General features: G+C 40.6%; 25 protein-coding genes and 1 tRNA gene. 15 read left to right on the top strand and 11 right to left on the bottom strand.

All coding sequences use genetic code 11. From position 1 onward, the window contains the following. Positions 1 to 232: 232 nt before the first annotated feature. The 8 genes from PULV_RS15860 to PULV_RS15825 all read left to right on the top strand — a co-directional run bounded on the left by PULV_RS15860 (position 233) and on the right by PULV_RS15825 (position 6,004). Positions 233 to 463: a cell division protein ZapB gene (locus tag PULV_RS15860; protein ID WP_193332224.1), complete on the top strand. Its 231-nt coding sequence runs from the start codon at positions 233 to 235 to the stop codon at positions 461 to 463. Further along, positions 463 to 747: a cell division protein ZapA gene (locus PULV_RS15855; protein ID WP_086744103.1), complete on the top strand. Its 285-nt coding sequence runs from the start codon at positions 463 to 465 to the stop codon at positions 745 to 747. Before PULV_RS15860 ends, PULV_RS15855 begins: the two co-directional genes overlap by 1 nt. A gap of 120 nt (positions 748 to 867) precedes the next feature. Next, positions 868 to 1,140, top strand: a complete 273-nt coding sequence (locus tag PULV_RS15850) for a hypothetical protein (protein WP_086744102.1) — start codon at positions 868 to 870, stop codon at positions 1,138 to 1,140. Positions 1,141 to 1,144: 4 nt separating this feature from the next. Then, entirely contained in the window at positions 1,145 to 2,194 is a 1,050-nt protein-coding gene (locus tag PULV_RS15845; protein ID WP_193332223.1) for an MBL fold metallo-hydrolase, read from the top strand. 74 nt (positions 2,195 to 2,268) lie between these two features. Continuing rightward, positions 2,269 to 3,798, top strand: a complete 1,530-nt coding sequence (locus tag PULV_RS15840) for a LysM peptidoglycan-binding domain-containing protein (protein ID WP_193332222.1) — start codon at positions 2,269 to 2,271, stop codon at positions 3,796 to 3,798. A gap of 61 nt (positions 3,799 to 3,859) precedes the next feature. Beyond that, positions 3,860 to 4,339, top strand: coding sequence for an FKBP-type peptidyl-prolyl cis-trans isomerase (locus PULV_RS15835; RefSeq protein WP_086744099.1), 480 nt, complete (start codon positions 3,860 to 3,862; stop codon positions 4,337 to 4,339). Positions 4,340 to 4,401: 62 nt separating this feature from the next. After that, positions 4,402 to 5,130: an SDR family NAD(P)-dependent oxidoreductase gene (locus tag PULV_RS15830; RefSeq protein ID WP_193332221.1), complete on the top strand. Its 729-nt coding sequence runs from the start codon at positions 4,402 to 4,404 to the stop codon at positions 5,128 to 5,130. After that, positions 5,108 to 6,004 carry an amidohydrolase family protein gene (locus PULV_RS15825; protein ID WP_086744097.1) on the top strand — a complete coding sequence of 299 codons (897 nt, stop codon included), beginning with the start codon at positions 5,108 to 5,110 and terminating at the stop codon, positions 6,002 to 6,004. Before PULV_RS15830 ends, PULV_RS15825 begins: the two co-directional genes overlap by 23 nt. Positions 6,005 to 6,046: 42 nt before the next feature. Here the strand turns inward: PULV_RS15825 and PULV_RS15820 are convergent, their stop codons facing one another. The 4 genes from PULV_RS15820 to PULV_RS15805 form a co-directional block, all read right to left on the bottom strand. Next, positions 6,047 to 7,222: a mandelate racemase/muconate lactonizing enzyme family protein gene (locus PULV_RS15820; protein ID WP_193332220.1), complete on the bottom strand. Its 1,176-nt coding sequence runs from the start codon at positions 7,220 to 7,222 to the stop codon at positions 6,047 to 6,049. Between the two features lie 49 nt (positions 7,223 to 7,271). After that, entirely contained in the window at positions 7,272 to 8,039 is a 768-nt protein-coding gene (locus PULV_RS15815) for a class II aldolase/adducin family protein (protein WP_193332219.1), read from the bottom strand. A gap of 163 nt (positions 8,040 to 8,202) precedes the next feature. After that, complete coding sequence (locus tag PULV_RS15810) at positions 8,203 to 8,517, bottom strand: c-type cytochrome (protein WP_405127498.1); 315 nt, start codon at positions 8,515 to 8,517, stop codon at positions 8,203 to 8,205. A 228-nt stretch (positions 8,518 to 8,745) separates the two neighbouring features. Continuing rightward, entirely contained in the window at positions 8,746 to 9,282 is a 537-nt protein-coding gene (locus tag PULV_RS15805) for a DUF2058 domain-containing protein (protein WP_086744093.1), read from the bottom strand. Between the two features lie 172 nt (positions 9,283 to 9,454). On the opposite strand from PULV_RS15805, the gene PULV_RS15800 reads away from it, so the two are divergent. Further along, positions 9,455 to 10,597, top strand: coding sequence for an MFS transporter (locus tag PULV_RS15800; protein WP_193332218.1), 1,143 nt, complete (start codon positions 9,455 to 9,457; stop codon positions 10,595 to 10,597). On the opposite strand, the gene PULV_RS15795 is transcribed toward PULV_RS15800, so the two are convergent. Together PULV_RS15795 and PULV_RS15790 are read right to left on the bottom strand one after the other, a co-directional pair. Then, positions 10,555 to 11,058, bottom strand: coding sequence for a prolyl-tRNA synthetase associated domain-containing protein (locus PULV_RS15795; protein WP_193332217.1), 504 nt, complete (start codon positions 11,056 to 11,058; stop codon positions 10,555 to 10,557). The genes PULV_RS15800 and PULV_RS15795 overlap by 43 nt on opposite strands. 10 nt (positions 11,059 to 11,068) lie before the next feature. Then, positions 11,069 to 11,464: a hypothetical protein gene (locus tag PULV_RS15790; protein ID WP_086744090.1), complete on the bottom strand. Its 396-nt coding sequence runs from the start codon at positions 11,462 to 11,464 to the stop codon at positions 11,069 to 11,071. A 224-nt stretch (positions 11,465 to 11,688) separates the two neighbouring features. Between PULV_RS15790 and PULV_RS15785 the strand changes: the two genes are divergently transcribed. Next, positions 11,689 to 11,764: transfer RNA gene (locus PULV_RS15785), tRNA-Ala, on the top strand. A gap of 117 nt (positions 11,765 to 11,881) precedes the next feature. On the opposite strand, the gene PULV_RS15780 is transcribed toward PULV_RS15785, so the two are convergent. From PULV_RS15780 to PULV_RS15770, 3 genes are all read right to left on the bottom strand, one after another. Further along, positions 11,882 to 12,484: a response regulator transcription factor gene (locus PULV_RS15780; RefSeq protein ID WP_086744089.1), complete on the bottom strand. Its 603-nt coding sequence runs from the start codon at positions 12,482 to 12,484 to the stop codon at positions 11,882 to 11,884. Further along, positions 12,477 to 13,574, bottom strand: coding sequence for a sensor histidine kinase (locus PULV_RS15775; RefSeq protein ID WP_086744088.1), 1,098 nt, complete (start codon positions 13,572 to 13,574; stop codon positions 12,477 to 12,479). Before PULV_RS15775 ends, PULV_RS15780 begins: the two co-directional genes overlap by 8 nt. An 85-nt stretch (positions 13,575 to 13,659) precedes the next feature. After that, entirely contained in the window at positions 13,660 to 13,989 is a 330-nt protein-coding gene (locus PULV_RS15770; protein WP_319609003.1) for a DMT family transporter, read from the bottom strand. A gap of 159 nt (positions 13,990 to 14,148) precedes the next feature. Here PULV_RS15770 and PULV_RS15765 point away from each other — a divergent pair, with 159 nt between their 5' ends. The 4 genes from PULV_RS15765 (at position 14,149) to PULV_RS15750 (ending at position 17,548) form a co-directional block, all read left to right on the top strand. After that, a complete protein-coding gene (locus PULV_RS15765) occupies positions 14,149 to 15,015 on the top strand; it encodes a DMT family transporter (protein ID WP_193332216.1) in 867 nt (288 codons plus the stop codon). Further along, a complete protein-coding gene (locus tag PULV_RS15760; RefSeq protein WP_086744485.1) occupies positions 15,015 to 15,719 on the top strand; it encodes a glycerophosphodiester phosphodiesterase in 705 nt (234 codons plus the stop codon). Before PULV_RS15765 ends, PULV_RS15760 begins: the two co-directional genes overlap by 1 nt. Before the next feature lie 75 nt (positions 15,720 to 15,794). Next, entirely contained in the window at positions 15,795 to 16,310 is a 516-nt protein-coding gene (locus tag PULV_RS15755; RefSeq protein ID WP_086744086.1) for a hypothetical protein, read from the top strand. Between the two features lie 32 nt (positions 16,311 to 16,342). Next, complete coding sequence (locus PULV_RS15750; RefSeq protein WP_086744484.1) at positions 16,343 to 17,548, top strand: methyl-accepting chemotaxis protein; 1,206 nt, start codon at positions 16,343 to 16,345, stop codon at positions 17,546 to 17,548. 20 nt (positions 17,549 to 17,568) lie between these two features. On the opposite strand, the gene epmA is transcribed toward PULV_RS15750, so the two are convergent. Together epmA and efp are read right to left on the bottom strand one after the other, a co-directional pair. Next, a complete protein-coding gene (gene epmA / locus PULV_RS15745; protein WP_086744085.1) occupies positions 17,569 to 18,537 on the bottom strand; it encodes an elongation factor P--(R)-beta-lysine ligase in 969 nt (322 codons plus the stop codon). 60 nt (positions 18,538 to 18,597) lie between these two features. Continuing rightward, positions 18,598 to 19,167, bottom strand: a complete 570-nt coding sequence (efp, locus tag PULV_RS15740; RefSeq protein WP_086744084.1) for an elongation factor P — start codon at positions 19,165 to 19,167, stop codon at positions 18,598 to 18,600. A gap of 40 nt (positions 19,168 to 19,207) precedes the next feature. Between efp and epmB the strand changes: the two genes are divergently transcribed. After that, positions 19,208 to 20,218, top strand: a complete 1,011-nt coding sequence (epmB, locus tag PULV_RS15735) for an EF-P beta-lysylation protein EpmB (protein ID WP_086744083.1) — start codon at positions 19,208 to 19,210, stop codon at positions 20,216 to 20,218. The last annotated feature ends 1 nt before the right edge of the window (position 20,219 follow it).

Genomic DNA, 20,219 nt, shown 5'->3' with positions numbered 1-20,219 from the left:
AAGGTTATAACAAAATTAAACGCATTATATTGGATGTTAATCAGACAATAAAAAAGCCCAGCAAAATCGCAGATATCAGGGGATGTTGATCTTTTGTGATTAAATAGGCCAAGTTAAGGTTTGGTTACAAAAAAAAGACTAATAATCCATGGATTAAGGGCAATTGCTGTAGTATTCGATGCTTATTTAGATTAAATTGCACTTTTATTATAACCAGTTTAAAGAGCGCATTATGTCAGACAACACTCTTCACCAACTCGAACAACTGATCAACCAATTAATCGAGCAAAATAATACCCTTAAGCAACAAGTTGTAGAATTAAAGCAGCAAAATACGCAACTTGTTGATGAGAACGAAACCATGCAGCTAGAAGCTATTGAAAACGATGAAAAGCAAAAGCATGCGGCACACACATTAGAAAATCTGTTAACTAAGCTACAAAACGCGCAACAGGCTAACTAATGTCTCCCACCGATCCGCAAGGTATCGTGGTAGAAATAATGGGTCAGCAGCATCAATTCGCTTGCCCAGAAGGCCAAGAAGATGCCCTTTTACAAGCAGCCAATTTACTTAACGACAAAGTTGAGGAAATAAAGCAGCGCAGTGGTATCCGCAATAATGAGCGCGCCTTACTAATGGTTGCGCTCAATCTTAGCCATGAATTGATGGTCGCCAATTGCGCATTATCACAACAGCAACATGATATGGCCAACCTCGTTAATAAACTGAGCGATAACCTTAAATAAGCATGTTATAAGACTTTTTACTGGCAATTATTGCGTAATTAGTTTAAAAAAGAGTCACTTATTATTCCACTTTTGCAATAAATGGTCTCTTCAAAACGCATTTTAGGTATAAAGTTCATCATGGTCAGCATCATTTTACTGACCATTCTTCTCAAAGACGCTACTTTCTTTGCGCACTTACTTAATTTCAAAGAAGCCGCCAACCTGCGCAAGTTACAATTATTTGGCGCTGTACTTATTATTGGTTGTATTTTCCTTGGCTATTCCCTTTTAAGCTTAAAACATCAAGATACACAACGCTTCACTCTCTATTGTTTTATGGCGGCACTGTTTATTGTATTACCTTTTGCGATGGCCAGCTCTCCCTTTGCCATCTTGCATTTTTTTGAGTAAAGCAATGACTGATTTACTTTTAAGATTCACCGCGGTGATTCTGCTCTGCATACCCTTCTTTAGCGAAGCCGATGTGCAGTGGCATACCCTAGACAATCACACAGTTTTAGTACAACAAGCAGAAAAACTAAAATACTATGACTCGAATCAAATCATCATAACCGGCACACAATGCCTTGCGATTTTTGATGCCAGCGGCGACTTTTCACAGGTCGAAAATATGGCCAAGAAAATTAAACTACATTTCAAACAACCCGTATGTTATTTAATTGCCAGCCATCATCACGATGACCATTTACTAGGCATGGCAGTCTTACAAAAATTATTTCCAAGCGCGAAACTAATCACCCACCAAGCACTCTATGCTTCATTTACTGTGTACCAACAAGCGTTTGAAAAGCAATTGGCCACTTACCAACAATCAATTACTCTTAATGAGCAGCGCTTAAGCACCCTTGAACTTAAACCAGAACAACAGCATGAATGGACAGAAAAGCTACTCCAAGCAAAACGACGCTTAAAACGTTGGCAAACATTGTCGTTAAACCTTCCTGATATCGCTGTCGACACCGACACCGAACTTGATTTAGGTAATTTACGCATACAAATCATGCCGCGAAGTTCACACACTTTGGGCGATCTAATGGTGTATCTACCTCATTCTCAAACATTACTCGCATCAGATATCGGCGATCCTCTGCCTTACCTCGGAGATGCCAATATTCAGCAAACTATTCACACTCTCAACACTCTGCTTGATTTAGAGATCAAAACACTAATCCCCGGCCATGGTAGCCAAGTCACTAAAGAGCAGCTAAAAATAACCCAATCATTTATATTGGCTATTGATAACCATGCATCAGCCGCAGTCAAAAATGATCTCGACGAGCAAACAATGTTAGAGAGTTTCAAATTTTCACCGCTTAAAGAGATCGTGCGTACGCCTTTGGATGAAAAAGCCTATAAAATTTTTGTAGCAGCGGGTTTAAAGCAGGCTTATTCACAACATAAAAACCAAGAAATGCAAAAGCTTAATGATTCAAGCATTCCTTAAATCACTGCAAAAAGGAAAATTGCCTTATTTTAAGCTAACCTTAAGCTAGCAATGTCCAAAAGAAGTACTTTCCTATGACTCAATTGCTATATATGCGAAACACCTTAACTTTAACACTCTGCTTCATCTCACTTGTTGCATGCCAAAGTACAGAATCCTCACATGATGCTGCCTTTGTCGCGGCCGAGCCAATATTAGTACCCAAAAAAGCCATCGTGCTTGAACAACCAATGACATCAGCACCTCAAGCTTCTCTTCCCGCAAGCGCTCCTAAACCGATAAAAGCTGTAGCACCCAAAATAAAAACTCTGCAACCCTACGAAGTCACCAATTTATGGCAGCGCATTACCATGCAATTTACCTTGCCCGTACCAAATAACAGCATCATAAAAAAACGGATCAACTGGTATCGTCAGCATCCTAATTATATGGATACCATTTCGGCTCGGGCGCAACCGTTTTTTTATCATATTGTAAAAGAGATCGAACGGCGTAAACTCCCGCTAGAGCTAGCCTTGTTGCCTATTGTTGAAAGTGATTTTAATACCAAAGCATACTCAAGTGAGGGAGCCGCAGGGATTTGGCAATTGATGCCAGAAACCGCCAAGCACTTTAAGCTAAACCGTGAGGCTTGGTATGATGGACGCTTAGATACTCAATTATCAACTCACGCCGCGCTTGATTATCTCGAATACCTATACGAAAGATTCAATCAGGACTGGTTATTGGCCATTGCAGCTTATAATAGTGGTGAAAGCAGAGTATTAGCAGCAATTAAAAAGAATCGTAAAGCAAAGAAGAGCACTGACTTTTGGTCACTCAAATTACCAAAAGAAACCACTAATTACGTACCTAGGTTATTCGCTCTTGTTGAAATAGCGAAAAAAGAAGGCACTAAAAAGTGGCCCGTAATCGCAAATAAAGCCAATACAGTAACGGTCGATATTGGCCAGCAGTTTGATATGCTCATCGCCGCAAAACTAACTAAAACAGACATGAAAACCCTTTATCAACTTAACCCAGCTATTTTAGGTGAAAAAAGCGCAAAGCATGGCCCCTTTACCTTACAAATCCCTATCGAGAAAGCGCGCTACTTTGACCAGCGCTACGTACACCATTCAGAAATATTGGGACTTGACCATTATCAAGTGCAAAAAAAAGACTCGTTGTATCAACTAGCGAAACGATTTAAGACCACAGTCAATCAACTCAAAGACCTAAACCAACTCAACTCTGACGTCATCAAAATCGGCCAAACTTTAAAGCTTCCAGCTTTGGAGCCAATTCCCTTGACTATCAACTATCAAATCAGCCCATTTATAATGAGAAGTGCCCCGCCAGAAAAAATCAAAGTCAGTGTCAATTACATTGTTAAACCGGGCGATACTTTATGGAAAATAAGCCGCTTATATCATGTCAGCCATCGAGAGCTCGCAGAGTGGAATCAGTTAAATAGCCAAGCTGCGTTAAAACTAGGTAAAAAACTCACTATTTGGCTAGAGCAAACACCATCAGTCCCCATCGAAGACTCACCATCACAAAACAGCCTGCTCACCAACCCAACGTTATTACTGCAAAAGGTAACGAGTATAAATCCGATTTAGAGACTTCGTTATTTTAGGGCTTTCTTGTACACTACACATCTGTCCAACGAAGAGAATGAACATGTCTATCAGCAAAAATTCAGTAGTCGAATTCCATTACACTTTAAGTGAAGCCGGCCAAGAAATAGAAACCAGTACACAATCAGAACCTTTAACTTACCTACATGGCCAGGGCGCGATGTTACCGGGCCTTGAAAACGCGATTGAAGGTAAATCGGTTGGTGATAAGTTTGAAGTGACGCTGAGCCCAGAAGAGTCATATGGCGAACGCCGTGACGATGCTATCCAACGCATTCCTCTTAAGCACCTTCAAGGCGCGAAAGTATGGAAACCAGGCATGACTGCGATTGTAGAATCAAACCAAGGCCGTCATCAGGTCACGATTGTGAAAGTCGGCCGTTTTAACGCTGATTGTGATTTAAACCATCCTTTTGCAGGTAAAACACTGACTTTTGCAGTTGAAATCGCCTCTGTTCGCGAAGCAACTGAAGAAGAATTAAGCCATGGCCATGTGCATGGTAAAGGTGGTTGTGGTCACTAGACCTCATTCACTCAGAGCCAGTATTTACTATGCTGGCTTAATCCAAATTGTAGAGAGTAAGAATGAAAAAAATCGCAGTTGTTACAGGTGGCTCTAAAGGAATTGGCCTTGCTATTGTCGAAACCTTAATCGCCAAACACTTTGAGGTATTCAATCTCGATATCACTGCGAGTGATTCAGGCCAATTTATGCCATGTGATGTCAGCGACGTCTCACAAGTTGAGCGCTGTATCAAACAAATTGTTAGCCAAACAGGTCGAATTGACTGCCTTGTGTCCAATGCGGGCATTCATGTCAGTGCCAATATAGAAAGTACCAGTGAAGAAGAGTTTGATCGTATCTTTGCCCTCAATGTTAAAGGGGCTTACGCTGCAATCAAAGCCAGTTTACCAACCATGAAACAGCAAAGTTCAGGCAGCATCATTTTAATTTCTTCCGATCAAGCCCTTATTGCCAAACACAACTCCTTTGCTTATAACTTATCAAAAGCAGCATTAGCGTCTATCGCAAAAACCACCGCACTGGATTATGCAGCGTTTAATATTCGCGCCAATGCAGTCTGCCCAGGCACGATAGAAACTCCGCTTTACCATAATGCCATTGATAAATATTGCGCTCGTTCTGGTGCTGATAAAGCCAAAGTTCATCAAGAAGAAGCAGCATTACAACCATTAGGTCGCTTAGGTCAACCACAAGAAGTGGCCAACTTAGTCGCCTTTTTGGCCTCTGATGAAGCCAGCTTTATCACTGGCAGTCTACAGGTGATTGATGGTGGATATACCGCACAATAAGCGACCTACAGATATGGATTATCAAGATATAATCGACCCCCATGTGCATTTTTTTGCCCTTGAAAAAGGTAATTATCAATGGCTAAAAAGCACACAGCCACCTTTTTGGCCTGATAAACACCTCATTCAAAAAAACGTTTCTGATGCGGATCTCACTTTATGCTCCGCATTACGCCTAAATGGCGTCGTGCATATTGAAGCTGGGTTTGATAATGAGTACCCAGAGCGTGAACTCGCTTACTTAAACGATACCGTTAAGCGTGTCTCTCATAAAGCCATCGCGTATCTTGATATCACTCTTGAGCCAACTTTATTCAGCGAGAAAATCAGGCAATACCAAACTCATGGTAATTTTGTCGGGATCCGCGATATAACCGAAGGTGAAGATGCTCAACGATTACACCACTCTAATGTAGTCAAAAACTTAGCGTTTCTGGCTCATGAAGGACTAATTTTTGAAGCACAGTTTGAAATCGCACAGTTAGCGACCACTCAAACATTACGAGCATATTGTGTTGCGCTCCCGAATCTGAAATGCGTCATCAATCACTGTGGTTTAGTGACTCCGGATACTTTTGCCTCGTGGCAATTGGCGCTTCACATCCTAAAAGGGCTCGATAATCTCTGGGTAAAAATAAGTGGCTTTGAAATGGCGCAAAGACAGTTTAATGCAAAGTGGGTACAAACAGTCACAGATGCATTATTGCAAACAATAAACTCTGAACATCTAATGTTTGCCAGTAACTTCCCACTTTGCTTATTGAGTCAATCTTACCAACAGCTCTGGCAACTTTATTCTGAACTAACCTTACCTGATCACGCATGGGCTTTGATGAGTTATCATAATGCACAGCGGCTTTACCAACTGGCATAAAAAAGCCAAACGAAAGTTTGGCTTATTAGAAGTCTGTGACTTTTATTTAATTTCCACTCGTTGAGAGCGCATAACCACTTCGTCGTTCAGTTCAATCCCAATCCCTGGCTCTTCTGAAACTTCAAAGAAGCCATTTTTTGGTTGCGGATCTTGTAGGCAAAGTTCTCTGTTCCACTTTTTAATCGCGTATGTATGATGTTCATGAATCAAAAAGTTCGGGATCGCCGTTTCTAAATGCAGCGATGCCGCTGTTGCAACAGGTCCACCACAAACATGCGCCTGAATACGCACATCAAAAATATCAGCGTAATCACATACCTTTTTCGTTTCGGTGAAGCCACCACACAGACCGATGTCAGGTTGTAAAACGTCAATACTCTGATCTTCTAAATATGGACGAACTCCCCAGCGATTATATAAACGCTCGCCACCCGCAATCGGAACCGCAACTTTATCGGCGACTTTTGCATGCAATGAATGATTTAAATAATTAACCGGCTCTTCGTAATACATACAATCAAATTCTTTTGCTATTTCACCAATTTGAATCGCAGAAGTCGCACCTGGTAAGCTATGGCATTCGAAAATAATATCCACTTCGTCACCCACCGCTTCACGGATAGCTTGCATACGCGCTCGGTACAATTTCATTTCGGCACGAGAAATAATATTCGTACGATCGTAGTAAGTATTGCCATGCTTGTCGTATTGGATCGGATCGACTTTAACAGCATCGTAACCTTGAGCAATCGCTTTTAATGCAGCTTCAGCATATTCTTGCGGCTGAACCAATGCTTTAAATTCATCATCCCAGTCAAATTGGAGCTGTGAGGCATATGTACGCAGCTTATCGTTTACCTTGCCGCCTAATAGCTGATACACAGGTAAACCCAATGCTTTACCTTTAATATCCCAAAGGGCTGTGTCAATCGCACTCATTGCAGCGTACACCACCGGCCCACCGCCTAAACCCCAAAAACTTTCACGCAACATGCGCGACCACAATTTTTCAGTTTGAAATGGGTCATGCCCGATTAAAAAGGCATCTGCCATTTCTTTAATCATTGCTGCGGCTGCACTATGACCTAAGTCATAGGCCAAACCAGCTTCCCCCACACCCGATATCCCTTCATCGGTATGAATTCGAACAAATACAGGAGTCCATGCTGGGCGATCTGGACAATGGATATCAAACACTTCGACGCGATTAACTTTCATATCAACTCCAATTGGTGATATTTAAAAAATAGGGCTTTGGATAATTCAACTAAGCAGTAAAGCTCGGATCTAAACGGTATGCCTTTCTGAGCATCGCCGGCCATGCTTTTTGGCCACCGGTTGTTCCGCTATGGACCACTTTCGCTTGTTTATAAATATTATCTAAGATTGGCTGAGGCACACGCGTTGCTTCTTGACCTGTTGATTGCAGTAACAATTGTACTTCGCAGGCTTTTTGCAAATCATAAAAGCGCATAAACGCATCACCAATCGTTGGTCCAACAGTTAAACCACCATGATTCACTAGCAACATATGATTATTGTCAGCTAAGTCATCTTGTAGCCGTTTTCGTTCATCGTCATTCACTGCAAGTCCTTCATAACCATGATAAGCAAGTGACGAAAGCGAAAACATAGAGTACTGACTATAAGGCTGCAACCCATCTTTTAATGTTGCAACAGCAATGGTCTCTTTTGTATGTAGATGAATGACACAATGTGCATCTTCTCGCACTTCATGTATCGCGCTATGAATCGTAAAACCGGCAGGATTAATAGTATAAGGTGACGCATCAACTACGTTTCCAGCTAAATCCACTTTAACTAAATTTGAGGCCGTAATTTCATCAAATGATAAGCCAAATGCATTCACTAAATAATGGTCTGTACCCGGTAATCTAGCTGATAAATGTGTATAAATTAAATCACCCCAGCCAAAATGCTCAACCAGACGATAACAAGCGGCTAAATCAACACGTAATTGCCACTCTTGTTCTGATACTTTGTTTTTTAAACTAAATTCTGGTAATTCAAACATAAGCTTTTCTCAATCTGCCAGCTATTTTTGACATGATTATAACGTGAATGCCAAACCTTAAATAGAAGTATAGAAGTCTAAAGTAAGAAATGTGAGGATTCAATGATCTTCGACAATAAAAAAGCCGCAATAGCGGCTTTATTCATGCTTTTGCTCAAAGCGCTTATTTGACTGCCGATAAGTATGCGGCAATTGCATCAATCTCTTCATCTGAGACATTCGCAACCATGGCTTTCATTGCCATAGACATGCCATTAGCACGGGCACCGGATTTAATATCTTTCATTTGCGCTGCTAAATACTCTTTGTTTTGACCATTTAGTTTAGGATATAAAGGCATAATTGGTGCTTTACCTTCTGCACCATGACAAGCCATACAACCTTTAGATGTATATAGCGCTGCACCATCAGCTGCAATAGCTGATTGAGACACTAAGCCAGCTAATGCAAATGCTGAACCTGCTAAGATCTTTGTCATTTTTTTCATTGCTTTTTACTCTTCTGTTTGACGGAAATAGATGTATTAGAGTGTAGCCTAATACTTAAAACACAGTTAAGCATAGATAGTAAAACGATACAAAAAATATCAACTTAACATGCGAAGACGCCTCAATTGATTCATCAAACCAATCAAAAACGTCCATCAATCATGAGTAGTACCGAAGCACAGGGAGCCAAGTTTTACTCACCTTTTTAATACGGATGATTACCAAATAAGATCGTCTGGCACTTCAAAATCTGCATAAGGGTCATCTTGATTTTTTTCTTCTTTATCGGTGACATGAAACACAATGTATTTTTCGTCAACTTCAGCAATTTTACGCGCTGGCTCATCTTCTAGGACATAAAATTTATCTTCAAAAACACAAATTGCTAAACGGCCACCTGCCAATGCTTTTTGCGTTGCGGCATTCACATCAAGCTCTTTAATTTTATTTAAATAGGTAAAATTAAAGGTCACTTCACCGCGAATAGTGTCTTGATTGTTATGCTGTAAAATCTGCTTAACTCGTGCAACTTGCTCTTTATTCTGTTGCTCAGCTAATTTTGCTTTATTGAGCTCTTCGGCCTTTTGTTGCTGTTCTTGACGTGTTTTTTGAATGTGCTTTTCTAATTCTGAAGGGTTGCTGGTTGCACCTTTCTTTTTCTTTTTTTGCTGTTTACGTTTTTCGGTTTTTGCTACTTTCATTTTATGTTCAGTCGTTAGGCCTGATTTTAGTAGCTGATCTTGTAATGAACCCATATCCGTCTCTCATCAACATCTTAATGAAGTTTATTTTAATAATGCTCTATGCGAATGAACAGCTTTATATCGGCGATTTTTCATAAAATAATGATCTAAATCCAACCTAAAGAGTCAATCTCAAGGCATAATGCCGAGAGCTTTCATCTTCTTATGTTTTAAATGAGCCGCCATGCGTTTTTATCAGTTATTAATTAGCTCTGTGGTTATCTTTTTTGTTTTATATGCACCCCAACCTCTTATGCCGTTATTAAGTCTGGAATTTAATGTGTCAGCGGCATCTGCTGGCAGCTTAATGACTGCCACTATGATACCACTCGCGATTGCGCCTTTAATTTATGGCTTTGTGCTTGCCAAAGAAAATCCATTAAAGATACTTAAGTTAAGCATGATAGGGCTCGCCTTAACTTGCTTGCTTGTTCCTTTTATCACTGAGTTTAATCACTTCTTTATTATTCGTATCTGCCAAGGTCTATTACTGCCTGCGGCACTGACATCCATGACAACTTACATCGCTTGTCGTTATCAGGGGCTCGAGTTACAAAAGAAAATGGGGATATATATTGCCAGCACCATTGCAGGCGGTTTTTTTGGTCGGGTCATTTCCGCCAGCTTCGCTGAGTTTTTTACTTGGCAAGATTTTTATCTTGTCATTGCTGTTACATTATTCGTACTTGCTGGATTGATTCGCATCAAAAAACAACTTGCAATCAGCGCAACCAGTTCAGTCTTCTCGCACCTCAAAGACATTCAAAACCCAACAATGCTAAAAACATACGGCGCGGTTTTTTGTATGTTTTTTTGCTTTGCGGCTATTTTGAATTATTTGCCATTTATACTGCGTGATAAGTTTGATATTCAAAGCACTCAACAAATTGGCTTTGTTTATATCGGTTATCTATTAGGGGCCTTAGCGTCATTATTAAGCCCTTGGTTAGTGAAAACCAGCGTGAATACTTTTAAGCTTTTAACCTATGTGTTTATCTTTTACAGCTGTTCAATTTTACTAATGATCCCCGCTGATTTGATTAGCTTTATGGTTGCGTTTACTTTCTTTTGTAGTGCCATGTTTATTATTCACTCCACTGCGGCACCATTAATTAATAAAATAAGTCCGGCCACTCCAAGTGTCACCAATGGCGTCTATGTTTCGTTTTATTATTGCGGAGGAGCGCTTGGTTCTTACTTTCCAGGATTAATTTATCAGCATTGGGGGGCGCTCTATTTTTTACTCGCGATCGTATTGGTCTGTTTAATCGGGGGGAGTTTGATTTACAGTGCGCGCTCAGGCACAGAGATTACAGCCACCTCGTGACCCGAATGCGTAAAAATTTGCTCTAGTTGCAATTTAGTGACAATCCAAGTTCGATCATTTACAAATGGATGGCACTGAAATAAGTGATTGTTTTGCCAAATATCTGTATCAAGTAATACGGCTACTGAATTGCTTGAGTTATTCAATACCGCCAACATTGACACACACCCAGGTTTAACCCCTAAGTGACACCACAAACGCTCAGCAGAGGCAAAACCCAGCCGCGCTTTGCCAATTTGATTTGATAACTTTTTCAAATCGACCTGTTTGTCTGGCCGTGTGATGAGTAAAAAATGTTCACGGCCATAGTTATCACGCAAAAATAAGTTTTTTAATCGTGCACCAGGGCGATTTAATTCTAGCGCATCAGCTTGTTTGCAATCAGCTAACGGTGGGTGGGCTATTTTTTCACAGTTAAATTGTTGCTGTTCAAAAAACAGCTCAAGATCGATGGGTTGCATATTGATTGTTTTACTTTACACAGCGACCGCTTAAGCGAACACTGTATTCTCGCCATAGCACTTCTTCGATAGTGTGTTGTGCTTGGCAGTATTTCTGCACCTTCAATTCTTTTTCAAGCAGTAAGACCGCCTCATCTTCAAGTTGCATTTTTAATTCTGGTGAATCGTCGAATACATCACGACTCATCATCTTTTTGTACTGGCTGCGCGTCATGTCTTTATCAAATTTAATAAACTCGCTGGAGGTCGGTTTAATCGACACCAAAAACGAGAAAAGCTTATCACCCTCGTCACCCGTTGCAGATGCAAACTTCTGATTCTTAATAATAAAGGGTTCAGGCTCTACTTTACTAACGCAGGCTGTTAACAAAACACTGAGAAAAATAATGAAATACTTGATAATCAAACCCTCTTGAGATGTGGATGCCTTTCAATGTGGCAAAATCCTACCACATGTTATTAGCCATAGCTTGTTTTGCGCTGTTATCTGCAAATTTTTGTGCACAAAACCAACAATCGCACTTTATTTTTATATTTTTTATCTATTTGCTTTAAAAACGGCTTGACGGCTTTTATAAACGTCATTATTATTCACCCCGATTTCGAGCGATGCTCGAAAGAAGGAAATGTGGGGCTATAGCTCAGCTGGGAGAGCGCCTGCCTTGCACGCAGGAGGTCAGCAGTTCGATCCTGCTTAGCTCCACCACTTTCTTTCTAAATTTTAGTTACTTCTTTACCTCCTTCTGTTTTATCTTAATTTATTTACTGCCCACTCATTCGATAAAAGTTTTTCTTCCGTTTATTTCTATTTTTTTAATTGCGCTTAAAGCCACCCTTTTTGCCTTGCTATACGCGCGGCATCAACACGATTAGTTGCATTAAGTTTTGCAATAGCATCTGATAAATAATTGCGAACAGTACCTTCTGATAAGTACAATTGTGCAGCAATTTCAGCTGTTTTGAACCCATCAGCAGCTAACTTTAATGCCTTGCGCTCTTTTTCGGTCAGAGGATCACGATCATCTAGTGCATTGATTGCTAACTCAGGATCGATAACCTTTTGTCCTTTCATGACTTTTTTTATTGCATCGATTAAGTACTCACTCGGCGCTTCTTTGAGCACAAAACCTTTTACACCCGCACTCAAAGCGCGACGTATATACCCTGCTCGCGCGAAGGTAGTCATTATCATGGTATGTAAATTTGGCTGGCTTTGAGCTAGTTTTTCAACCAATTCAATCCCACTGCATTGAGGCATTTCAATATCAGTTAAAACAAGATCTGGCCGTAAGGACTCTATTTTACTTAATGCATCTAAACCATTTTCAGCTTCACCGACCACTTCTATTTCTTCATCAAGGCCAAGTAATGCACTAATTGCCCCTCGTACTAACGCCTGATCTTCTACGACTAACACCTTAATCACTGCATACTCCTTGGTTCAGGGTAATCATTAACGCCATGCCATTGGTTGTATCAATCTCCACATGACCCAAAAACTGCTGACAACGCTCTTCTATTCCTTTTAAGCCGTTGCCTGGGATCAATTCTTCAACAAAACCGTTATCGGTTATTGCGACCTTCACTTCATCATGAACCGTTTCAACAGTAATCGTTACTTTATTGCCACGACTATGACGCAAAATGTTTGTCACCGCTTCTCTTAACATTAGAATCAGGCTCGACTCTAATTTGGCATTGCAAAGAGCGTCTTGGAGGCGCAATTCAACGGCAAATCCTTTACTCTCTAATTGCTGGCACAACTTGTGTATCTCTTCATTTAAGCCTTTGAGCTTGAGCCCAGAAACCGCCTGCCTAACTTCACTTAATACCTGACGAGATAATTCTGCGACCGCGTTTATTTCAGCTTGCGCTAAATCGAGCTTGCTGGCTTGGCAAAATTTTCCAGCCAACTCTGCTTTCAACGCAATCGAAGATAAAGAATGGCCAAGTAAATCATGTAAATCACGCGCAATGCGCTCTCGCTCTGCAATTGCGGCCAGTTGTTCAATTTGAGACTCGCTCTGCGCTTCTTTTAATTTGTGGATGCGACTTTGTCGCTCAGTCATGCCAAAAAAGAATAAGCCAATACTGACAATGAAGGATGAAAGCAAAAAAGAGCTATCGTGTATAATAAATAAGTTGGCAGCTGCAAACACACTCAGTGCAATGCCAATCATTCCTTGCCAAGCGTGCTGCTTGCTGAAATTAAACCCACATAAATAGGCTGCAAATCCAAAGAATGACTGCGTCCCCGGAGTAACCACTGAGCCAAACAACGAGACCAACACTATACCGAGTACCGGCAAAAACGCCTTATTTCCTTTACTGTACACACCCCAACTATACAAACCTAAAAATAAGGCATAAATAAAGACTGTCAGCACAACAGCCAATGCATCAAAATGCGCCCAGTTAAATACCAGCGGTAAAAAGTAAAAACAGGAAAAAACCAGTGACCCCCAATACCAGTATGGGTTGCCATCATCAGCCAAGCTTTGATTAAAGTTTTTCATTGTCAATTATTTATCCTTATTTTACAGAGAAATAAAAAAATCTCTGCCTCGTATAAAAATACCACGACATCACACATACCAGTTATTAACTTTTACTCATTAGCTTTAAGCCAGCAATCCCTATAACGATCAAGGCGATACATATAACCTGACCAAGTGTCATCGCCTCTTTAAACCAAGTGAAACTGACTATAGCGACCCCTACCGCACCGACTCCGACCCAAATTGCATAACTCATTCCTAACGGGAGAGTTTTCAGCGCATAAGATAAAAACGAAAAACTCAACCACATTGCCACAAACGTTGCAACCGATGGCCCAAGCTTACTAAATCCATCTGAGTACTTCATTGCGATAACCCAAACGATTTCAAATAGACCTGCAATTAACAAACACACCCACGCGATTTGATTCATCTTAACTCTCCTTATTCAAGTAAGGTGATTATCAGCACTATTAGAAGCTTTTGTTAGTCATAACTGTCAGCACATTGCACTGACAAATGTCATAAAACAACTTGGGTTCAGCCAGCTAGATGATAAGATGAAATCAACGACTTCAATTAGATAGCTAACATGCAAGCTCAACAGCAAAGCTTACTTTTTTTACATATTGCCGTTTTTTTATTTGGTGGCACTGCACTATTCGCCAAATTAATTAACTTGCCTGCAATTGATATCACGGTTTATCGCACTGCTATAGCGAGCGTGAGTTTGATGCTTTTAATGTGGCTCACAAAAAAAAGGATCAGGCTTAACTCAGTGTCAGACTATGGCATCGCAATTTTGCTTGGCATTATCATTGGCCTGCATTGGATCACTTACTTTGGAGGGATGCAGTTAGCCGGCGTAACCGTAGGAGTGATTGCTTTTTTTAGCTACCCTGTTATTACTGTTTTCTTAGAACCGTTGGTGAATAAAACAACCCCTAGACTAAGTGATTTAGTCAGCGCTGCGGTGGTTATTTTCGGTATTTATTTACTCATCCCCAGCGCAGATTTAGGCAATGATGTTACGTTTGGCATTATGCTTGGTGTCATTTCCGCGTTCTTTTTTGCGACTCGTAATATTTTACATAAGAACTATTTTTCTCAATATTCTGGCCCTCATACTATGCTTTACCAAACGTTGGTGGCTTGTTTAATGCTTTGCTTATTTGTTGAAGTGCCACCAAGTGATGTCACACAATATGATTGGCTGCTTTTATTACTTGTGGGCATTGTTTTTACCGCTGCCCCGCACTCTTTATTTGCAGCGAGTTTGCAAAACTTATCTGCCACCACCGCAGGACTTATTTCATGCTTGCAACCGCTCTATGGCAGTGTCCTCGCCTTTTTAATTTTACATGAGCAAGCAAACTGGCAAACCGTCGTAGGCGGTCTATTAGTTATCAGTGCGGCGTTTTATGAAACGTGGTCGGTCTCAAGGAAAAAAAGAAAATGATGAAAGTATTCGCCCATCGTGGCGCGAGTGGCAATCACCCCGAAAATACCCTGAGTGCGTTTCGCCGGGCATTAGACATCGGTGTCTATGGCATTGAAGTCGACGTGCAAAGCTGCCTCGATGACTATGTTATTATTCATGATGCATGGCTTGACCGCACCACCAATGGTACTGGCAAGGTATGTGACACCTCTTTGAAAACAATCAAAAGTCTCGATGCAGGCTTAGGGCAACAAGTTTCAACTTTAGATGAATTTATTCAATTCACCCAAAACCAAGTGGTGCTTAATTTAGAGCTGAAACACACCTCTCATCTTAATAAATTGGCCAAACAATTATTAACGGCTGTTGAATCCAATCTGGTCAGTCGAGACAATTTGTTAATTTCTTCTTTTAATCACCATCAACTACTCGAAATGAAACGGTACTTACCGTGGATAAAATTAGGCGCATTAACTAGCTCAATTCCGTTAGGTTATGCCCAATTTGCAAGTGACTTAGAGGCATACAGCGTCCACGTCGATAAAGACTTTGTCAATGCGGAGTTTGTTGCTGATGCACATAGTCGGGGGTTAGAGATATATGCTTACACGGTTGATAAATATGACGATATAAAACGCATGCATCAATTAGGCATTGATGGGATATTCAGTAACTTTCCCTGTAAAACTAAATCATTTATTGAACTCACCAAACTTGAATAATACTAAGCATAGCTAATACTTAAACTCAGTATTTAAAAACCTCATAATATAGAGGGTTATTTTATTGGAGTTTAAATGAATGAGCCTGATGATTTTTGCTTTCGTTTAGAAACACAACGCCTCCTGCAACTTTGTCGTGCACAAATGAAACTCAGCTTACAGCAAAGTGATACAGATGTTGCTCAATTGACTCAAAGCTTCCAAAACTTAGTTGATTTATGCCCGCAATTAGAAGCCATCGTTAAACGTTTAGATCTGTCGAGTGATGAAGAAATAGACGCTCTGCATCAAATAATGAGCACACACGTAACACAAAGCATTATCGCCTTTCAGTTTTATGATCGCCTTTCCCAACAACTGAACCATGTCATTGATAATTTAGACTTACTGGGTAAATTAATTCAAGATAATGGTACCTTAGCCGATGATAATAAATGGCTAGAATTGCGTTCACATATTCTTGCCAGCTACTCGATGGCATCTGAACATGTGATCCATCAAGCCATTATGTCTGGGAAAGGCATTGAAGAAGCATTAAGCCTGCATCAATCGTCTATTGATGAGCAAGACGACGAGATTGAACTGTTTTAAATTAAATAGGTAATGAAATGGCAACGGGATTTATGAATTTATATCAAAAGATAGAACAAACCTTTTTTTTCACTCTCTCACGAAAAATCTTTGGCAACCTGAGTTTTGTCTATTTATTTCAGTTGATTACACTTGCATGGCTCTATGACGTTTTAACGCATCAAAATGAACCTATGATGATGTTTTGGTTATTGTGCGCTTTAGTAGGCGGAGTATTCTTTTTCACTCTTTTTTACTTACGTTTTTTAATTGTGCGCCCCATCAAGGCAATGCGAGATGCCCTGCAAAATATCAACAATCAGCAAGCTGATCTTGCCAGCCACTTACCTCAGTTTACGTTTGATGAGTTTAGAGAGCTGAGCGAACAATATAATACCTTTGTCTCGCGTTTATCTGGGATTTTAAAAAACACTTATAAAACAGCTGAATCTGCGACACAAAGCAATTTAAGTGTCAATGAATCCATGGCCATTACAGCACAACTTGGTGAACAACAAACTCAAGTCAGCGAAGCGATTTTTGCAACCTCAGCAGATGTGACACAAAGTCTTGAGCAAATTGCGGGCAATACAGACCAAGTGTTTACCACAAATAAAGCCAATTTAGCCCGTATTCATGCCTCCGCACATTCATTACAAAGTATTGTCAGTCAAGTCGGTCAAATCACTTTATTATTAAACAGCTTTTCACAAACAATTGCTGGTCTGAAGCAAAACTCTGAAAATATCCGCAGTATTTTAAAAATGGTTGAAGAGTTTTCAGACCAAACCAATTTATTGGCATTAAACGCAGCAATTGAAGCAGCTCGTGCCGGAGAGGCGGGTAGAGGATTTGCGGTGGTTGCTGACGAAGTACGGACATTATCTGTAAAAGTAAATGACGCAACACGACAAATTAGCGAATTCATCAATCAAATGAATCACCTTGTGGGTGAGACAAACCAAGAATCAGAAAAGCTGATCGCACAATCAAGCGGAGCAGAACAAGCGATTGCGAATACTTCTTCTGTATTTGATGAGATGGTTACCGAATTTGAAAATAGCCAGCAGCAATTGCAAAACATTGTCGATGCGGTTCATTTGCTCGAACAAACTCAACAGCAAACCCATCAATATGTTGAGCAAATAGTATCGCTGCGCCAAGAGGCTAATCAGCAAATAACCGCGGCGGTGGCGGATAACCAATTATTGATGCAAAAAACAAGTGAAACACAGCAAGAGCTGCAACAATTTATCTAAATTATTGCAGCTCTTGGCAATTAGGCGCGCGTTACATCAAAGCTCAGTACTTCTTTAATATGAGTGCACTCTAAAGCGAGCATAATTAAACGGTCGACTCCAATGGCCACTCCAGCACAGGGCTCAATGCCACTTTCAAGAGCTGCGATTAAATTGCGATCGATTGGCACTTCATGACGACCCGCAGCACGGCGCTTGATATTATCTTCATTAAAGCGCTTTAATTGCTCGTCTGCATCAGTTAATTCGTGAAAGCCGTTAGCCAGCTCCATATTCTTATAATAAAGCTCGAATCGCTCTGCCACTTGATTATTTTCAGGACATAACTGAGCCAATGCCGCTTGCGTGGCAGGAAAATGATAAACAAAACACGGTTCTGTTTGCCCTATTTGTGTTTCTACACACATCGAAAATAACAGCTGCAGCAATGTATCTCGATCTGTTTCATGGGCCGCAATCTCGGCAAAACCTTGTTGTTGGCATATTTGCTGAAGTTGCTCCAAAGTAGCACTGAGAGGATCAACACTCAATACTTGCTCGAATGCTTGTTGATAAGTGAGACGCTGAACCTTTGTAGTGCCTAAAACTACGGTTAATAGTTCTGATATTTCCTGCATTAAATCAAAGTGATCAAACCCAGGTCGATACCATTCAAGCATAGTAAACTCAGGATTATGATGACGACCCGCCTCTTCATTCCTAAACGCCTTACCTAGTTGATAAATCGCGCCCAAATCAGCGGCTAACAAACGTTTCATGGCAAATTCAGGCGACGTTTGCAAATAGAGTGTCAACCCTTTAGCAAACCCAGGGCCGACAAACTCTGTTGAAAAACTACTCAAATGAACATCTGTCACACTCGCCTGAGACAGCAACGGAGTGTCAACTTCCAAGACATTGCGCTGATAAAAGAACTCTCTAATTTGGCGAATAATCGCTGCGCGCTTGCGCAAATGCTGATTAGAACTGCTTGGTTGCCAATGCTGCATAAATTGCTCCCATAAAAAATCCCAGCTAAAGCTGGGACTTTATATCTCTAAAAGTGAGGCTTATTTACCTACACGACTCACATATTCGCCACTGCGAGTATCTACTTTGATCACTTCGCCAATTTGAACAAATAATGGTACACGTACGACTGCACCTGTGCTTAAAGTCGCTGGTTTACCGCCAGTACCTGCCGTATCACCTTTTAAGCCAGGATCTGTTTCAGTGATTTCTAATTCAACAAAATTAGGTGGAGACACAGCAATTGGGCTGCCATTCCACAACGTAATAGTACATACGTCGTTTTCAACTAACCATTTAACATTCTCGCCAACAGCTTTCTCATCAGCGGCGATTTGCTCGAATGTCTCATTGTTCATGAAGTGCCAGAACTCACCATCTGTGTATAAATACCCTAAATCGGTATCCATTACATCAGCACCTTCTACAGAGTCACCCGACTTAAACGTTTTTTCTAACACTTTGCCAGAGATCAATTTACGGATCCGCACTCGGTTAAACGCCTGACCTTTACCTGGTTTAACCATTTCATTTTCTAAAATGTTGCATGGCTCACCATCCATCATTATTTTTAGACCAGCCTTGAATTCGTTAGTGCTATAATTCGCCATCGTGTCCTCTATCAATAAAATTCGAGTAATATACCGGCCTATGATACAAACAATTGAAGCAAATTTGCATACTGACTGGCAAAAAGAATTAAGTTTAGCTGTTTCTGAACCTAAAAAGCTATTAGAAATGCTCAATATTGACAGTAATTTGTACGTAGAAGATGCTGAGGCACGTTCTTTATTCGCTATGCGCGTTCCCCTGCCTTTTATTGCCAAAATGCAAAAGGGTAATTTCAATGATCCTTTGCTACAGCAAGTGCTGCCGTTGCGCCAAGAGTTTTTAAAAAAAGCAGGATATAGCTCAGACCCTCTTAAAGAACAAAAAAATGAAGTTCCAGGCTTATTACACAAATATTCTTCCCGTGTTCTTATTATTTTCAGAACTGGATGCGCGGTCAATTGTCGGTATTGTTTTAGACGCCATTTTCCGTATCAAGATAATCATTTAAATAAGCGAGCTATGCAGGAGCCGCTTGCTTATATTGCCGCCCACCCACAAATAAATGAAGTAATCCTAAGTGGTGGCGATCCATTAATGGCCAATGATGAGCAATTAAATTGGTTTGTTGAGCAGCTAGAAAAAATTCAAACCGTCACGCGACTAAGGATCCACACTCGCCTTCCCGTTGTGATCCCAAATCGGATAACCGAAACGCTTTGTCAAATACTGAAAAAAACACGATTAAAAACAATCATGGTCACACATATTAATCACGCCAATGAGATTGATAAGGCCCTCAGTGACAAAATTCGTCAGTTAAAAAGTGCTGGCGTGACGTTATTAAATCAGGCTGTGCTGCTAAAAGGCATCAACGATACGACGGCAGCGCAAGTAGCGTTAAGTGAGGCGTTATTCGAAGCGGATATTTTACCTTATTATCTGCATCTACTTGATAAAGTTGAAGGCGCCAGTCATTTTGAAATAAGTGATGAGCAAGCAAAGCAGTTGATGATAGACGTATTAAATCAGCTCCCAGGATTTCTGGTGCCAAAACTAGTCAGAGAGTTAGGTGGTGAGAAAAGTAAAACCCCTATTGATTTAGGGTTATAAA

This window comes from Pseudoalteromonas ulvae UL12, assembly GCF_014925405.1.
Taxonomy (GTDB): Bacteria; Pseudomonadota; Gammaproteobacteria; order Enterobacterales; family Alteromonadaceae; genus Pseudoalteromonas; species Pseudoalteromonas ulvae.
This window is presented reverse-complemented; position numbering and strand designations above follow the sequence as displayed.

Excerpts from the sequence above, each read along its gene's own strand:
- PULV_RS15820 (WP_193332220.1), bottom strand. The coding sequence starts at position 7,222 with ATGAAAGTTAATCGCGTCGAAGTGTTTGATATCCATTGTCCAGATCGC.
- PULV_RS15830 (WP_193332221.1), top strand. The coding sequence starts at position 4,402 with ATGAAAAAAATCGCAGTTGTTACAGGTGGCTCTAAAGGAATTGGCCTT.
- PULV_RS15860 (WP_193332224.1), top strand. The coding sequence starts at position 233 with ATGTCAGACAACACTCTTCACCAACTCGAACAACTGATCAACCAATTA.
- PULV_RS15815 (WP_193332219.1), bottom strand. The coding sequence starts at position 8,039 with ATGTTTGAATTACCAGAATTTAGTTTAAAAAACAAAGTATCAGAACAA.
- PULV_RS15805 (WP_086744093.1), bottom strand. The coding sequence starts at position 9,282 with ATGGGTTCATTACAAGATCAGCTACTAAAATCAGGCCTAACGACTGAA.
- PULV_RS15760 (WP_086744485.1), top strand. The coding sequence starts at position 15,015 with ATGAAAGTATTCGCCCATCGTGGCGCGAGTGGCAATCACCCCGAAAAT.
- PULV_RS15800 (WP_193332218.1), top strand. The coding sequence starts at position 9,455 with ATGCGTTTTTATCAGTTATTAATTAGCTCTGTGGTTATCTTTTTTGTT.
- PULV_RS15825 (WP_086744097.1), top strand. The coding sequence starts at position 5,108 with ATGGTGGATATACCGCACAATAAGCGACCTACAGATATGGATTATCAA.
- PULV_RS15810 (WP_405127498.1), bottom strand. The coding sequence starts at position 8,517 with ATGACAAAGATCTTAGCAGGTTCAGCATTTGCATTAGCTGGCTTAGTG.
- PULV_RS15850 (WP_086744102.1), top strand. The coding sequence starts at position 868 with ATGGTCAGCATCATTTTACTGACCATTCTTCTCAAAGACGCTACTTTC.
- PULV_RS15770 (WP_319609003.1), bottom strand. The coding sequence starts at position 13,989 with ATGAATCAAATCGCGTGGGTGTGTTTGTTAATTGCAGGTCTATTTGAA.
- efp (WP_086744084.1), bottom strand. The coding sequence starts at position 19,167 with ATGGCGAATTATAGCACTAACGAATTCAAGGCTGGTCTAAAAATAATG.
- PULV_RS15845 (WP_193332223.1), top strand. The coding sequence starts at position 1,145 with ATGACTGATTTACTTTTAAGATTCACCGCGGTGATTCTGCTCTGCATA.
- PULV_RS15765 (WP_193332216.1), top strand. The coding sequence starts at position 14,149 with ATGCAAGCTCAACAGCAAAGCTTACTTTTTTTACATATTGCCGTTTTT.
- PULV_RS15855 (WP_086744103.1), top strand. The coding sequence starts at position 463 with ATGTCTCCCACCGATCCGCAAGGTATCGTGGTAGAAATAATGGGTCAG.
- epmA (WP_086744085.1), bottom strand. The coding sequence starts at position 18,537 with ATGCAGCATTGGCAACCAAGCAGTTCTAATCAGCATTTGCGCAAGCGC.
- PULV_RS15750 (WP_086744484.1), top strand. The coding sequence starts at position 16,343 with ATGAATTTATATCAAAAGATAGAACAAACCTTTTTTTTCACTCTCTCA.
- PULV_RS15835 (WP_086744099.1), top strand. The coding sequence starts at position 3,860 with ATGTCTATCAGCAAAAATTCAGTAGTCGAATTCCATTACACTTTAAGT.
- PULV_RS15840 (WP_193332222.1), top strand. The coding sequence starts at position 2,269 with ATGACTCAATTGCTATATATGCGAAACACCTTAACTTTAACACTCTGC.
- PULV_RS15775 (WP_086744088.1), bottom strand. The coding sequence starts at position 13,574 with ATGAAAAACTTTAATCAAAGCTTGGCTGATGATGGCAACCCATACTGG.
- epmB (WP_086744083.1), top strand. The coding sequence starts at position 19,208 with ATGATACAAACAATTGAAGCAAATTTGCATACTGACTGGCAAAAAGAA.
- PULV_RS15755 (WP_086744086.1), top strand. The coding sequence starts at position 15,795 with ATGAATGAGCCTGATGATTTTTGCTTTCGTTTAGAAACACAACGCCTC.
- PULV_RS15795 (WP_193332217.1), bottom strand. The coding sequence starts at position 11,058 with ATGCAACCCATCGATCTTGAGCTGTTTTTTGAACAGCAACAATTTAAC.